Below are 14,825 nucleotides of genomic sequence, written 5' to 3'. Positions count from 1 at the left end.
TAAGAGCCCGTCACGCGTGGCGCTGTCACAAGCCCGCAATCTTCATCCGCGATGAGGGCCGCCAAAATCCGTAGAGAGTTCCCGATGGTTCGCTTGCTTTCGCTGGTCCTGGCTCTGGGCCTTGTCCTCGCCAACGGCGCCCAGGCGCGGGAGAAGGCGCCGCATCTGACCATTCTGATCTCGATCGATGGCTTCCGGGCCGACTATCTGGATCGTGGCGACACCCCGGTGATGAAGGCTCTGGCGCAGGACGGCGCCCGCGCGGCGATGCGGCCCTCGTTCCCGTCTGTGACCTTTCCCAACCACTACACCCTGGTCACCGGCAAGCGTCCGGACCGCCATGGCGTCGTCGGCAACAGCATGGTCGATGCGCACATGCCGGGCGAGACCTTCACCATGCGTAGCCTGGACCCCAAGTGGTGGAGCCAGGCCAAGCCGTTCTGGGTTTCGGTCGAGCAGCAGGGCCAGCGCGCTGCGGCGATGTTCTGGCCGGGCTCGGAGGTCGAGATCGATGGCGTGCGGCCCTCGCGCTGGGTGACGTTCGACCAGAACATGCCGGGCGAGGCCCGCGTCGACCAGATCCTGACGTGGCTGGACACCGCCGATGGTCCGCCGATCGCGTTCACGACCCTCTATTTCAACGTCGTCGACAACCAAGGTCACAACTACGGGCCCGACTCCGCCCAGGTCCGGGCCGCCGCCGCCTCGGTCGACGCCGCCGTCGGCCGCCTGGTTGAAGGGCTGAAGGCGCGCGGCCGGTTCGAGCGCACCGACATCGTCATCGTCGCCGACCACGGCATGGCCCCGCTGCCGGCCGCCAACCGCATCGTGCTGGACCAGCTGGTCGACGTCGCCAAGATCGATCTGGTCACCACCGGCGCGGTCACCTCGATCGCCCCCAAGCCCGGCCAGAAGCGGGCGGTGGAAAAGTCGCTGCTGAACCGCGCGCTGCCGCACATGACCTGCTGGAAGAAGAACCGCATCCCGGCCCGCTACCACTATGGCCGCAACCCGCGCGTTCCGCCGATCGTCTGCCTGTCGGAAACCGGCTGGTACACCACGACCATCGCCGCCCAGACCAAGCCTGGCCGCAAGCCGGACACCGACGGCGGCGCCCACGGCTTCGATCCCTACGACCCGACCATGCAGGCATTGTTCATCGCTCATGGCCCGTCGATCAAGCAAGGCGTCACGCTGCCGTCGTTCGACAATGTCGACGTCTATCCGCTGCTGGCCAAGCTGACCGGCGTGAAGTCCGAAAAGGTCGACGGCTCGCTGAAGGTGGTCGGCCAGGCGCTGCGCTGAAATTTCCGTAGCGCCCCCTGTCGGATCGATGGAGGGTGACGCGTCCTTGATCGGATAACGCCGATACGGAGACGCGTCATGAGCCAAGAACCGCGCTACCGCTGGATGATCGTCGCCGCCGGAGGGCTGCTGGGCTGCGTGGCGATGGGCGCCATGTTCTGCCTGCCGGTTTTCCTGCGTCCGATCGCCCAGGACACCGGCTGGTCGACGACCGGGATCTCGGGCGCGATGACCATCGCCTTCCTGGCCATGGCCGTGGCCAGCCTGTTGTGGGGCGGGCTGTCGGACCGCATCGGGCCACGCGCCGTGGTGCTGACCGGGGCGGTGATCCTGGCGGCCAGCCTGGCCCTAGCCAGTCGGGCGACGACCCTGCTGCAGTTCCAGCTGATCTTCGGCCTGGCCGTGGGCGGGGCGACGGCGGCGGTGTTTGCGCCGATGATGGCCGCCGTGACCGGCTGGTTCGAGACCCAGCGCAGCCTGGCTGTCTCGCTGGTATCGGCCGGCATGGGCATGGCCCCGATGACCATGGCGCCCCTGGCCGCCTGGCTGATCTCCCACCAGTCTTGGCGGACCTCGCTGCTGGTCCTGGCCGGGGTGGTGGCGGTGCTGATGATCCCGGCGGCGTTCCTGGTGCGCCGACCGCCGATGTTGGCCGACCCGCAGCCGGCGCCGGACGGGGAGGCGGCCGGCCCGACCCTGACCCTGGGCCAGGCCCTGCGCTCGCGGCCGTTCATCGTGCTGGTGGCGGCCAATTTCTTCTGCTGCGCCACCCATTCGGGACCGATCTTCCACACCGTCAGCTATGCGGTGACCTGCGGCATCCCGCTGATGGCGGCGGTGTCGATTTACAGCCTGGAGGGCTTGGCCGGCATGGGCGGGCGTCTCGCGTTCGGCGTGGCGGGCGACAAGCTGGGGGCCAAGCGGGTGCTGGTCGCCGGCCTGCTGTTCCAGGCCGTGGCGGCGCTGGGCTATCTGCAGGCCCGGTCGCTGAGCGAGTTCTACGCCGTCGCGGCGCTGTTCGGCTTCATCTATGCCGGGGTCATGCCGCTGTACGCCGTGCTGGCGCGCGAGGCCTTCCCGCTGTCGATGATGGGGACCGTGATCGGCGGCACGGCCATGGCCGGCGGGCTGGGCATGTCCACCGGCCCCCTGACCGGCGGCCTGATCTACGACCGCTTCGGCAGCTATGCGGGCCTGTTTATCGGTTCGTGTGTGCTGGGCCTGGTGGCTGTGGCCATCGCCCTGACGTTCCGCGCCCGGAGCGAGCCCAAGCCCATTCCCGCCGCCGCGTAACGGGGATCGCGGAGTAAAGCCGGCCTCACTATCCCGTGAGGCGGGGGACCATCGCCGTCCCAGCCTGCTAAGCTGGACTCGTGTTCGGGCGATTTGATGTCCGATCGGGCCTATCGCCCAGTCGCATTCTGCGACGCGGTTCGCCGTCCCTTTCGACGGCCGATCCAACATTCCGGAGACTTTCCGCGCCGCGCACGGCGCCGATCTTTTCAGCAAGGGGCTGTTCCATGCGATCACCGATCCGTTCCGGCGAGCTTCGCCGTCCTCGCGCCCGCCGCGCCATATCCGGCCGCCGCGATTCCCAACCCCCGCAGCTCTAGCGATCTCTTCCCACGCACCGCCGCGACGGCTTGTCCGTCGCCCCACGCCGCCGATCCCGCGAGATCGGCGTTGCGACCTGACGCGCCTGGTCTCCCGGGCGCCGGCCATGGAGTGACCATGTCAGCCGAGATCATCACCTTTCCCGATTCCGCCCCGCCGCCGCCGATCGATCCGGCCGGCCTGGCGCTGTTCCTCGACCTCGACGGCGTCCTGGCGCCGATCGTCGACCGCCCCGACGGCGTGAAGCCCGATCCCCGCCGCACCTTCATGCTGCGCCGCCTGGCCGAGCGCCTGGACCGCCGCCTGGCCATCGTCAGCGGCCGCACCGTCGAGGAGGTCTCGGCCATCACCGAGGACGCCGTGGCGGCCGTCGCCGGCGTTCACGGCCTGCAGCGCCGCAACGTGCTGGGCGACACCGTCCTAGCCTTGCCCGATCCGGCCCTGGACGAGGCGCTGGAGGTCTTCCGCGCCCTGGCCAATGCCCAGCCGGCGCTGCTGGTCGAGGACAAGGGCCTGAGCGTGGCGCTGCACTATCGCGGCGCGCCGGCCGCCTGCGAGGCGGTGCGCGAAGCCGCTCGCCGGCTGGAGGCCTCTACCGATCTGGTCCTGCAGGAGGGCGACATGGTCGCCGAGCTGCGCACGCGCGGCGCCGACAAGGGCGAGGCGGTGAAGGCCTTCATGGCCGAGGCGCCGTTCAAGGGCGCGACCCCGATCTTCGTGGGCGACGACCTGACCGACGAGGATGGCTTTGTGGCCGCCACCGCCCTTGGCGGCTATGGCGTGCTGGTCGGCCCGGCCCGGCGGCGCACGGTCGCGCGCTACCGGCTGTCCGGCGTGGACGCCGTCTTCGACTGGCTGGAAGCCGCCATCGTCGAGCGTGCCTCGTGAGCCGCCTGATCGTCGTTTCCAATCGGGTCAATCCGCCTGCCGACGCCGGGGTCGGCACGGCCGGCGGCCTGGCCATGGCCCTGGCCGCGGCCCTGCGAGAGTATTCCGGTGTCTGGTTCGGGTGGAGCGGGGAGACCGTCGAGGCCTTCTCGGGCCAGATCTCCATGCAGAAGGTCGGCGGCGTCACCGTCGCCTTGGTCGATCTGGAGGAGCAGGACCGTGAGGAATATTACGACGGCTACGCCAACAAGACCCTGTGGCCGCTGTTCCATTCACGCACCGACCTGGCGCTGTTCGAGCGCTCGTTCGGCGAGGGCTATGAGCGGGTCAATCGCCGCTTCGCCCAGACCCTGGCCCCGCTGATCGGGCCCAATGATCTCGTCTGGATCCACGACTACCACCTGATCCCGCTGGCGGCCGAGCTGCGGCGGCTGGGCGTGAAGAACCGGATCGGCTTCTTCCTGCACATCCCCTGGCCGGGGCGCCACCAGACGACGACCCTGCCGCAGCATCGCGAGCTGGTGGAGTCGATGCTGGCCTACGACCTGATCGGCTTCCAGACCCACGACGCGCTCGAAGCCTTCAGCGACTACATCGAGCGCGAGCTGGAGCTGGCCATCGACGAGGGGGGGATCACCTCGCCCGGTCGCAAGACCCGCATCGGCGCCTTCCCGATCGGCATTGAGGCGGAGGACTTCGCGGATCTGGCGACGCAAGAGGTGGCGCAGCAGGCGTTCGAGCGGGTGCGCTACAGCCAGGCAGGCCGCAAGATGATCCTGGGCGTGGACCGCCTGGACTATTCGAAGGGGCTGGAGGAGCGCTTCCTGGCCTATGAGCAGCTGCTGGTCGACCATCCAGACTGGGCCGAGCACGTCTTCCTGCTGCAGATCGCCACCCCCAGCCGCGACGCGGTCCAGGCCTATCAGGAGATCCGCGCCCGGCTCGATGGCGTGTCGGGGCGGATCAACGGCGCCTATGCCACGGTCGACTGGGTGCCGATCCGCTACGTCAATCGCGGCCACCGTCGGGACGAACTGGCGGGCATTTATCGCGCCGCCCAGGTCGGGCTGGTGACGCCGCTGCGCGATGGCATGAACCTGGTGGCCAAGGAGTATGTCGCCGCCCAGGACCCGGAAGATCCCGGCGTCTTGGTGCTGTCGAAGTACGCCGGTGCGGCCGAGCAGATGCAGGACGCCTTGATCATCAACCCGTTCAGCCGCGAGGAGACGTCCGAGGCGCTCGGGCGGGCCCTGGCGATGCCGCTGAAGGAGCGGATCGCCCGCTGGCGGCGGCTCATGGACGGGGTGCTGACCGACGACGTCTCGGCCTGGCGCGACCGCTTCGTCGCGGCGCTGAAGAGCGATCCTCGCCATGCGCCGGTCCTGCTGCCGCCGCCGCCCGAAAGGATGGCCAACGACGGGTAGGGACGTCCGCCTTTCGTTGCGCTTGCGTAACGGCGTTCTGACAAAGTCTGGCGACAGGAACCTGTCGCCGGACCGAGCCTTTCCCCACGAAAGCCCAGAAACGTGGAGGACCGCCATGAGCAAGACGATCACCCGCCTGTTCGACAGCCACACCCAGGCGCTGGACGCTGTCGCCGATCTCGAGGCCGCCGCGATCCATCCGGATCAGATCAGCCTGGTCTCGAACAACACCGACAACTGGCACAACGGTCACCAGCATCCCAGCCATGGGCCGGGCGATGTGCTGGGCGATCGCAACGGCGACGGCGACAACGAGGTTGCTGATGGCGCGGGCAAGGGTGCGGTGGCCGGCGGTGTCGCCGGGGCCGGCGCGGGCCTGCTGACGGGGCTGGGCGTGCTGGCGATCCCGGGCCTGGGTCCGGTGGTGGCCGCCGGCTGGCTGGTCGCGACCGGCGTGGGCGCGGTCGTCGGGGCGGCGGCGGGCGGCGCGGCCGGCGGTTTGCTGGGCGTGCTGAAGGAAGCCGGCCACAGCGACGACGACGCTCAGGTCTATGCCGAGGGCGTGCGTCGCGGCGGCACGCTGATCAGCGTCAAGGCGCAGGACGACGAGATCGCCAAGGTGGAGGCCGCTCTGGACGGCCGTCGCGGCGTGGCGGCGGCGTCGCGCGGCGCGGTCTATCGTCAGGCCGGCTGGCTGGGCTTCGACCCGGCGGCCACGCCCTATGACAGCGAAGAGATCCAGCGCGAACGGCGCGCCTTTTCGCAGGAAGACGACGTCGCGATCGCCGAGGAGGACAAGCGCCGGGAAAGCGCCGAAATCCCGCCCTCGCTGATCCGGCCCTACTAGGCCGAGACGGCTCGGGTGCGCTCCATCCGGGCAAGCATCCGCTCCCACGTGTTGAGCTTGATCGGCTCACCGCGGCGCAGCTTGGTCCAGGTGGTCTCGCTGATGCCGTACAGGCTGAACAGGTGCTCGCGGGTCACGGCCGGCAGGGCGCCTCTCAGGCTCTCGAAGCGCTCGCGGCTGATGGTGACGGTCTGGACCACGCGGACCTCCGTGTGAAAGCAGAAAGAATGCGGCCGGCGCCAAAGGGGGAGACGGCGCCGGCCGCTGGGAGCTTCAACCGCCGTCCCGGCGATCGAGGCTCTGTACGATTACTCGCGACCCGCGGAAGCGGGCTTACGGTAGTCCAGGGCCGGGGCGCGGTCGCCCAGCATGGCCTTGTACTCGAAGTTCGGACCCCGACGCTGGTCGAGCTCGGCCTTGGCTTTCTTGATCGCGTCCGGGTTCGAGAACAGGTCCGCGCCGGTCAGGGCCAGGGTCTTGGCGGCGTTGACGGCGCCCTTAACGCCGATCGACGAGCCGGCGGCCGAGACGTTCTGCCAGCTGTGGCCGGCCGAACCGGGGACGAAGGTCGCCGTGCCCAGGCCGACGGTCGGGGTCACCCAGCTGATGTCCGACACGTCGGTCGAACCGCCGCCGCCTTCCAGCTCGACCTTGTAGGGCTCGATGGTCTTGACCGTGTCGATCGACGGCGGATTGACGAACGAGGTCTGCATCTTCTTGGCGTAGGCGATTTCCTCAGGCGTCCAGGTGATGCCGCCGACCTTGCGCAGGTTGGCGTCCATCACGCGGCCAAGGGTGTCGTTGGGCAGCAGGGCGTAGACGCCGCCGGTGATTTCCTTTTCGACGGTGGTGCCGGTGGCGATGGCGGCGCCTTCAGCGGCCTTCTCGACGCGGGCCCAAACGTCCTTGACCACCTGCGGATCGGGGTGGCGGACGTAGTAATAGACCTCGGCGAAGTTGGGCACGACGTTGGGGGCGGTGCCGCCGGCGGTGATCACGTAGTGGATGCGGGTCTTGTCCGGGGTGTGCTCACGCAGGAAGTTGGTGGCCACGTCCATGACTTCGACGCCGTCCAGGGCTGAGCGGCCCTTTTCAGGGGCGCCGGCGGCGTGGGCCGAGACGCCGTGGAAGCGGAACTTGCCGCTGATATTGGCCATCGACACGCCCTGGACGGCCGAGTTCGAGTTGGCCGGGTGCCAGTGCAGGGTGGCGTCCACGTCCTTGAAGTAGCCGTCGCGGACCAGATAGACCTTGCCAGAACCGCCTTCTTCGGCGGGCGTGCCATAGACGCGCAGCTCGCCCTTGATGTTGTTCTTGGTCATCCACTCCTTGATGGAGATGGCGGCGCCGACCGAGGCTGCGCCGAACAGGTTGTGGCCGCAGCCGTGGCCGGCGATCTGGCCGGGGATGCCGGTCTTTACCGGATCATTGGTCTGGGCCAGGCCCGGCAGGGCGTCATATTCGGCCAGGATGGCGATGACCGGGCCAGCGCCGTTCTTGAAGCTGGCGACGAAGGCGGTCGGCTCACCGGCGATGCCGGGCTTCACGTCGAAGCCGGCGGCCTTCAGCTGGCCCTGCAGCAGCTCGGAGCTCTTGGTCTCCTGATAGCCCACCTCGGCGAAGCCCCAGATCTTCAGGGCGGCGTCCTGGATCTGCGGCGCACCGGCGTCGACGGACTTCAGGATCTGCGTGCGGCCGGCGTCGGTGAGCGGCGCGGCGTGGGCCTGGCTGGCGAGAACGGCCACGCTGGCGGACAGGAGCGCGAGCTTCAGGAGCTTCATGGAACGGTTTCCCCGGGTAGCGATAAGGACAGCGCCCGAACGGCGTCTAACCTATAGACGTAGGGCGACGCGCGAACCTCAACGCGTCCTGTGCAGATTTTCGGATTTATTCGCAGTCTCGCCCCGGGGAGGGGCGGGCGGTCAGGCGCGGGGGCGCACCAGCTGGACCTGCTGGGCGTCGCTGCGGCCAACATCGGCCAGGCCATAGGTCTTCAGCGCGGCGACGAAGGCGTCGATCTGGCCGGTGCGGAAGACGCCGCTGACCGGGGTGGCGCCCAGGGCCGGATCGGCCAGGGCCAGCTTGCGCTCCGAGAAGCGGTTCATCTCGGCGACCACGGCCGACAGCGGTTCGCCGTCGAAGACCAAGCGGCCCTGAAGCCAGGCCGACTCTTTGGCGGTGTCGACGGTCGAGATCGCCCAGTCGGTGGCGCTGGCGGCCACGAAGCGCGAGCCGGCGTCCATCTCGACCCGGCGCTCGCCTTTAGGCGTGGCGCCGGCGATGCGGACGCGGCCTTCGACCAGGGTCACCGACAGCTTGCCCGGTTCCATGCGCACGTCGAAGCTGGTGCCCAGGGCGGTGACCGACTTGTCGCCGGCCGTGACCACGAACGGCCGCGAGGCGTCCTTGGCGACCTGGAAGAAGGCCTGGCCGCGCAGCAGGGTCAGCCGGCGCTTGTCGCCCCACTGGTTCACCCGCACGGCCGAGTCGGTGCTGAGCGTCACCACCGAGCTGTCGGCCAGGCGGAAGGTCGAGCGTTCGCCGACCGCGGTGCTGAACACCGGCTCGTCGGCGGCGGCGGGGGGGGCGGGCTTCTTGACGTCCGAGCCGCCCAGCCAGCGTTGGGTGGCGAACAGGCCGCCGGCGCTGACCAGCAGGCTGGCGGCCGCCAGGCCCCACGTGCGGCGGTCGAAGCTGCGGGCGCGGTCTCGGCCAGCGCCCGTCTGACCGGCGTTGAGGGCGTCGGCGCGCAGGGCGGCGAAGGCGGGATCGTCCTCGATCGAGGCCATGTCGTTCCAGGCGCCAGACACGCTGCTCCAGGCGGCCGCGTTGCGGGCGTCCGTGTTCAGCCAGCGCTGGAAGTCGCGGCGATCCTGCGGCGAGACGTCGTCGCCCTGCAGGCGCGCGAACCAGGTCGCGGCTTGGCTATCCGGGGCGCCGTGAATCTCGATGTCCGACGTGGTCGACGTCATCCTGGTCCCGTAGACGCTCGTGCAGGTGCTTGAGCGCCTTCATCACATGTTTCTCGACAGCGCTGACGGAGACCCCCAGGCGCTGGGCGACGAGCTTGTAGCTCATCTCCTCGAAGCGCACGAGGATGAAAACCCGTCGGGTGCGTTCCGGCAGCTCGTTCAGAGCCGCCATGGCGCGCGCCATTCGTTCTCGTCCCTGTAAGACGCGTTCGGGAGACATATCATCAACGGGATGATGAATTTCTTGCAGTTCGCAGTGATCGGACCGCCGGCGGGTCTTATCGCGGCGCCCGCGATCGATCAGGACATTGGCGGCGACCTCGAAGAGATAGCCCTCGACATTGCTGACCACCGCGCCGGGCTGGCGCTTCTGGATGCGCAGCAGGACTTCCTGGACCAGATCCTCGACGTCGGCGGCGTGCGCGCGCCGCGAGAAGAAGGCGCGCAGCGCCGGCGTGAACCTCGCCCCGCTATCCGCCAGGGCCTGGTCCTCGACCGGCGCCCTGGACGATCGACCGCCCCAGATCATGTCATCCGCCCCCTCAACATGACAGTCAGGTGAAATCGCTCTCTCACCCGTGTCAAGCGAGCCCGTCCCGACGGAGGGGACCGCACGCAACCGGTAGACTGTTGCCTAACACATAGGCGCCAAGCGATCTTAGGGGCACGGATCACCGGACAAGGCGTCATTGGCCGGTGAAATAAGGCATGGTCCGCGCCCTCGACGGCGTGAGGTCAAGGCCGCCGAGGGAGGTTGAGAGTCGTTGTCCAGGTCCAGCGGGATGGGAGCGTCGTTTAGGCGCGAAGCCGTCCTGGCCTTGTTTTGCGCCACGGTGGTCGGCGCGTCGGCGCCGGGAATCGGCCGGGCCGCGCCACGACGGCCGGATGCCGCCCTGCGCTTCGACCTGCCCGCCCAGCCGCTGGGCCAGGCGCTGAATCAGCTGGCCCTGCGCAGCGACCGCGAGATTCTTTTTTCACCCAGCCTGACCAAGGGCCGCCGCAGTGCGGCGCTGAGCGGCATGTTCACGGCCGAAGAGGCGTTGGCGCGTCTGCTGACCGGTTCGGGCCTGGATGTCCGGCTGGAGGGGCGCAGCTTCCTGATCGTGGCCGAACCGCCGGTCACCGCGCCGGTCGCCGACGCCGAGATCGCGCCGGCCAAGCCGGTCTCGCTGGACAGCGTCGTCGTCACCGCGCTGAAACGCGCCAGCCTGGTGCAGCAGACGCCGATCAGCATGAGCGTGGTGTCGGGCGAGCAGCTGTCACGCCTGGGCATGGTCGACCTGGAAAAGGCCGCGCCGCTGCTGCCGGGCCTTAAGCTGGCCTCCACCGCTTTCGGCCGCCGGCTGGTGCTGCGCGGGGTGTACGGGGCGGGGGAGGCGACAGCGGGCCTCTATTACGACGAGACGCCGATGACAGGGCCTGTAGGCACCACCGCCGATCCGGGGGTGATGACGCCGGAACTGGCCCTGGTCGATGTCGAGCGGATCGAGCTGCTGCGCGGGCCGCAGGGCACGCTGTACGGCTCCGGCGCGATGGGTGGGGCGCTGCGGGTGCTGTTCAAGCGGCCGGACCTGGACGAGAGCTCGGGCTGGATCCGCGCGGGCGTCACCGACGTCGCCCATGGCGGTCGCGACGGCAATGTCGCCGGCGCGCTGAACGCGGTGATCGTTCCCGACGCGTTGGCCGTGCGGCTGATCGCCTATGACCAGCGCCAGCCTGGCGCGATCGACAATGTCCGCCTGGGCCTCAAGGACGTCGACGCCTCCCGCGTGGCCGGCGCGCGCCTGGCGGTGTTGTGGGAGGCTGACGACCGGGTCTCGGCCATGGTCTCGGCGACGCACCAGACCTCGCGGCGCGACGACATCCCGGCCTGGAGCGAGGCGGCCGGGCCCTGGCGGACCATCCACCCCGCCCGCGCGCCGTTCGACGGCGAAATCGACCTGGCGGCCGCCACTGTGCGCTTTCGCGGCGACGGCGTGGAGGTGACCGCGGCCTCGTCCTGGTATCGCTGGCGGCTGACCCGGCGCTCGGACTACAGCGGCGTGCTGGCGAGTGAGCGGAGCAATGCTGCAGCCTGCGTGCGCTACTTCGCCCTGACGGGCGCCTGCGACGCCGGCCAGATGCAGCGCTACGGCGCCTATGTCGACAGCGTGTCGCCGGCGATCCTGAACCAGCCGGCCGACCTGACCGCGGAGATCCATGAGGTCCGCGCCTCGTCGGTGGGCGAGGGGCCGCTGAGCTGGACGCTGGGCCTGTACCACGAGGCGCGCCGCGACCACATCGACAGCCAGGTGCGCCATGTCGATCCCGTGAGCGGCGCCCTGACCGATCCGCCGGTGTTCATCGGCCGCCGCGACATCGGCAATCGGCTGCGCCAGAGCGCCGTGTTCGGCGAGATCTCGTACCTGGCGACGCCGCGCACCCAGCTGACCTTCGGTGCGCGCCGCTTCGACTACGTCAAGCGCGACCGGGGGCGGGTGCAGATCGCCAATGCCGTGTCAGGGACCTGGGACGGCTATTCGATCGATGCGCTCAGCAAGGAGGGCGGCTGGAGCCTGAAGGCACTGGCCAGCCATCAGTTCGGCCCCGGCCTATTCGGCTACGCCCAGGCCTCTCAGGGCTTCCGGCCCGGTGGCGTCAATGTGGTGCCGGGACTGCCCGACGGCCTGGCGGTCTATCGCTCTGACCGGCTGAACAACTACGAGCTGGGGCTGAAGGGACAGTCGGCTGATCACCGTCTGACCGCCAACCTGGCCGTCTACCAGATCGACTGGCGCGACATGCAGTACGCCGCCCAGACGACCAACCAGGCCTTCTCGTTCCTGGCCAATATCGGGGCCAGCCGCATCCGCGGGCTGGAGGCCGAGGTCACGGCGCGGCGGCTGGCCGGCTGGGACCTGACCGCCAACCTGACCCTGACCGACGCCCGGCTGACCGCCGACCAGGTCACCAACACCGCCATCGGCCTGGGCCGCGAGGGCGATCGCGTGCCAGTCGTGCCGCGCCTGGCCTCCGGCGCTTCGCTGGAGCGTCGCTGGCGGGCCAGCCCGGATGTGCAGGCCAGCCTGCGCCTGGACGCGGCCTATTCCGGAGGGGCGCGTTCGGCCTTCAACACCAGCGCCGCCGACAACCTGAAGATGGGCGCCTATGCCGTCTTTGGCGTCACCCTGGGCCTGGAGGGCGGTGCGTGGTCGGCGGATCTGACGGTCGACAACATCCTGGACCGCGCCGGCCGGGCCATGGCCACGCGCACCAGCGCCGGACCTGTCGGCTATTTCGGCGCTGCCCCGCGCACCGTGCGGCTGAGCCTGGAACGACGTTTCTGATCCGCACTCTGCGTTTTTCTCGAACCGATGCTGAGGGAGGTTCGCGCGCTTGCGTCTGATCCTTCGAGGCCGCCCACGAGCGGACCGCAGAGGGGATCAAAAAATGAGAGTGCAGTTTCGCGGCCTTCGCGCCCTGGCCCTGGGCGCCAGCGCCCTGACCAGCCTGGCCGCCGGCCAGGCCTTCGCCCAGGACAGCGGGTCGATCGAGGAAGTGGTCGTCACCGCGCTGAAGCGCTCGACCACCGTCCAGACCACCCCGATCAGCGTCAGCGCGGTCACCGAGAAGTCGTTGCAGGCCCTGGGGGCCGCCGGCATTCAGGACTATTTCCGCACTGTTCCCAACCTGCAGGTCGACGGCAATTCGCCGACCAGCCGCCGCCTGACCCTGCGCGGCGTGCGCAGCGCCGGTGAAGCCACGGTCGGCCTCTATTACGACGAAACCCCGCTGACGGGCCCGGCCGGCACGACCGCCGACGCCAGCTCGACCAGCGCCGACGTCAACCTGTTCGACGCCGAGCGCATCGAAGTGCTACGCGGCCCGCAGGGCACGCTGTACGGCTCGGGCTCGATGGGCGGCACGCTGCGCGTCATCCTCAACAAGCCGGACGCCACCCGCTATGCCGGCGCCGTCGAAGCCCAGGGCACCACCACCAAGGGCGGCAGCGCCGGCTATTCGGTCAAGGGCATGGTCAACGTGCCGCTGATCGAGGACAAGCTGGCCGCGCGCCTGGTGCTCTACAAGACTGAGGGCGGCGGCTATGTCGACGACGTCCTGCTGAACAAGAAGGACATCAACGACCAGCACTCCAGCGGCGGTCGCCTGATGCTGGGCTTCACGCCCACCGAGAACCTGACGATCAACGCCTCGGGCCTGTACCAGAAGACCGTCCTGGACGGTCAGAACAGCTGGTATCCGGCGGTGGGCAAGTATGCGACCAACGCCCGCGTCATCGCGCCGACCAGCGATAACCTGCGGATGTACAACGTCACCGGCAAGTGGGACCTGAACTTCGCCACGGTCACGGCGACCTCGTCCTATTACAAGTGGACGCTGCTGCGGAACTCCGACTACAGCCCGACCCTGTCGGGTAGCCGCGCCAACGCCACCTCGTGCCGCAACTACATCGCCGGCGGTCCGGCCCCGGCGGGCTCCACCAACCCGGCCTGTAACGCCACGCAACTGGCGGCCTACACCGCCTATGCCGACAGCCGCACGCCGGGCGCGCTGTACCAGCCGATGGGCCTGACCTCGTGGAACCACGAGCTGCGCATGACCGGCTCTCTGTTCGACGACAAGGTCGGCTGGACGGCCGGCGCCTATCTGGAAAAGCGCGACGACTACATCGAGAGCAAGGTGGCCAAGGGCGACGCCGTCACCGGCATCATCAACCCCAACGACCTGACCGCCTGGCGCCACGTCGGCACCGAAACCAAGCAGACGGCCTTCTTCGGCGAAGTGTCCTGGAAGCCGGTGGAGAAGCTGACCCTGACCGGCGGCCTGCGTCGCTTCAAGTACGACAAGACCGTCTCGGGCCAGGTGCTGATCAGCAACTTCATCACCCAGTCCTATGCGGGCGCGCCCGCCCAGGTCGACGCCGGCGCCGACGGCTGGGTCAGCAAGCTGAACGCCTCCTACCAGGTGACGTCCGACGTCATGGTCTACGCCGTGGCGGCCAAGGGCTTCCGTCCGGGCGGCGCCAATAACGTGCCGGGCCTGGCCAGCGCGCTGCTGGGCTACCAGCCCGACAGCCTGTGGAACTACGAAGGCGGCATCAAGAGCCAGTGGTTCGACCGTCGCCTGACCCTGAATGCGGCCCTCTACCAGATCGACTGGTCGAACATGCAGATCTCGGCCACCAGCGCCAACGGGGCCTTCAGCTACCTGACCAACGCCGGCAAGGCCAAGATCAAGGGCTTTGAAATCGAAGCCACGGCGCGTCCGATCACCGGCCTGACGATCAGCGGCACCGCCGCCATCGTCGACGCCAAGCTGACGGAAGACCAGGCCAACTCGACCATCCTGATCACCGGCTCGACCGGCCTGCGCGGGGACGAGTTCCCGAACGTGGCCAAGTACAGCGGTTCGGCGGCGGTCGAGTACACCTGGCCGCTGTCGGGCGACATGAACGGTCTGCTGCGCGCCGACTACGCCTATGTCGGCGAGTCCGCCTCGCAGTTCCGTCCGACCTACGTCTTCTATGAAAAGCAGGGCGACTACGGCTACGCCAACCTGCGCGGCGGCATCGAAGGTCCGGACTGGGGCGCCTATGTGTTCATCAACAACGTGACCGACGAGGTCGGGCTGATGAGTGTCACCTCGGCGGTGAACAACCCCAAGCAGGTCGTCAGCATCAACCCGCGCACGGCTGGTTTCCAGATCCGCAAGCGCTTCTAACCTCGCAAGACTGTGCGGCGCCTCGTCCCTTCAAGGGCGGGGCGCTTGCGCTTT

11 protein-coding genes are annotated in these 14,825 nt (G+C 68.9%); 7 read left to right on the top strand and 4 right to left on the bottom strand.

Annotated features, from left to right (window positions below; translation table 11 throughout):
- Window positions 1–84: 84 nt before the first annotated feature.
- From ABDW31_RS24785 to ABDW31_RS24765, 5 genes are all read left to right on the top strand, one after another.
- Window positions 85–1,305: an ectonucleotide pyrophosphatase/phosphodiesterase gene (locus ABDW31_RS24785; RefSeq protein WP_184720757.1), complete on the top strand. Its 1,221-nt coding sequence runs from the start codon at window positions 85–87 to the stop codon at window positions 1,303–1,305.
- 78 nt (window positions 1,306–1,383) lie between these two features.
- Window positions 1,384–2,598 carry an MFS transporter gene (locus ABDW31_RS24780; protein ID WP_343699800.1) on the top strand — a complete coding sequence of 405 codons (1,215 nt, stop codon included), beginning with the start codon at window positions 1,384–1,386 and terminating at the stop codon, window positions 2,596–2,598.
- A 438-nt stretch (window positions 2,599–3,036) separates the two neighbouring features.
- The gene (gene otsB, locus ABDW31_RS24775) at window positions 3,037–3,807 is read left to right on the top strand and encodes a trehalose-phosphatase (protein ID WP_343699799.1); all 771 of its coding nucleotides are present in this window, start codon (window positions 3,037–3,039) and stop codon (window positions 3,805–3,807) included.
- Window positions 3,804–5,231 carry an alpha,alpha-trehalose-phosphate synthase (UDP-forming) gene (gene otsA, locus ABDW31_RS24770; protein ID WP_343699798.1) on the top strand — a complete coding sequence of 476 codons (1,428 nt, stop codon included), beginning with the start codon at window positions 3,804–3,806 and terminating at the stop codon, window positions 5,229–5,231. The genes otsB and otsA overlap by 4 nt, the downstream gene beginning before the upstream one ends.
- Before the next feature lie 115 nt (window positions 5,232–5,346).
- On the top strand, window positions 5,347–6,078 hold the full coding sequence (locus tag ABDW31_RS24765) for a hypothetical protein (protein WP_343699797.1): 732 nt from the start codon (window positions 5,347–5,349) through the stop codon (window positions 6,076–6,078).
- Here ABDW31_RS24765 and ABDW31_RS24760 read toward each other — a convergent pair.
- The 4 genes from ABDW31_RS24760 to ABDW31_RS24745 form a co-directional block, all read right to left on the bottom strand.
- Complete coding sequence (locus ABDW31_RS24760) at window positions 6,075–6,278, bottom strand: hypothetical protein (RefSeq protein ID WP_184720749.1); 204 nt, start codon at window positions 6,276–6,278, stop codon at window positions 6,075–6,077. The two genes, ABDW31_RS24765 and ABDW31_RS24760, sit on opposite strands and share 4 nt — an antisense overlap.
- 108 nt (window positions 6,279–6,386) lie before the next feature.
- On the bottom strand, window positions 6,387–7,859 hold the full coding sequence (locus ABDW31_RS24755) for an amidohydrolase (RefSeq protein WP_343699796.1): 1,473 nt from the start codon (window positions 7,857–7,859) through the stop codon (window positions 6,387–6,389).
- 141 nt (window positions 7,860–8,000) lie between these two features.
- The gene (locus ABDW31_RS24750; RefSeq protein ID WP_343699795.1) at window positions 8,001–9,050 is read right to left on the bottom strand and encodes a FecR domain-containing protein; all 1,050 of its coding nucleotides are present in this window, start codon (window positions 9,048–9,050) and stop codon (window positions 8,001–8,003) included.
- Entirely contained in the window at window positions 9,004–9,579 is a 576-nt protein-coding gene (locus tag ABDW31_RS24745; RefSeq protein WP_184720746.1) for an RNA polymerase sigma factor, read from the bottom strand. Before ABDW31_RS24745 ends, ABDW31_RS24750 begins: the two co-directional genes overlap by 47 nt.
- Before the next feature lie 253 nt (window positions 9,580–9,832).
- Here ABDW31_RS24745 and ABDW31_RS24740 point away from each other — a divergent pair, with 253 nt between their 5' ends.
- Both ABDW31_RS24740 and ABDW31_RS24735 read left to right on the top strand, forming a co-directional pair.
- Complete coding sequence (locus tag ABDW31_RS24740) at window positions 9,833–12,376, top strand: TonB-dependent receptor (RefSeq protein WP_343699794.1); 2,544 nt, start codon at window positions 9,833–9,835, stop codon at window positions 12,374–12,376.
- A gap of 103 nt (window positions 12,377–12,479) precedes the next feature.
- A complete protein-coding gene (locus tag ABDW31_RS24735; RefSeq protein ID WP_343699793.1) occupies window positions 12,480–14,771 on the top strand; it encodes a TonB-dependent receptor in 2,292 nt (763 codons plus the stop codon).
- The last annotated feature ends 54 nt before the right edge of the window (window positions 14,772–14,825 follow it).

The sequence above is a fragment of the Caulobacter sp. genome, assembly GCF_039596335.1.
Lineage (GTDB): Bacteria > Pseudomonadota > Alphaproteobacteria > Caulobacterales > Caulobacteraceae > Caulobacter.
This window is presented reverse-complemented; position numbering and strand designations above follow the sequence as displayed.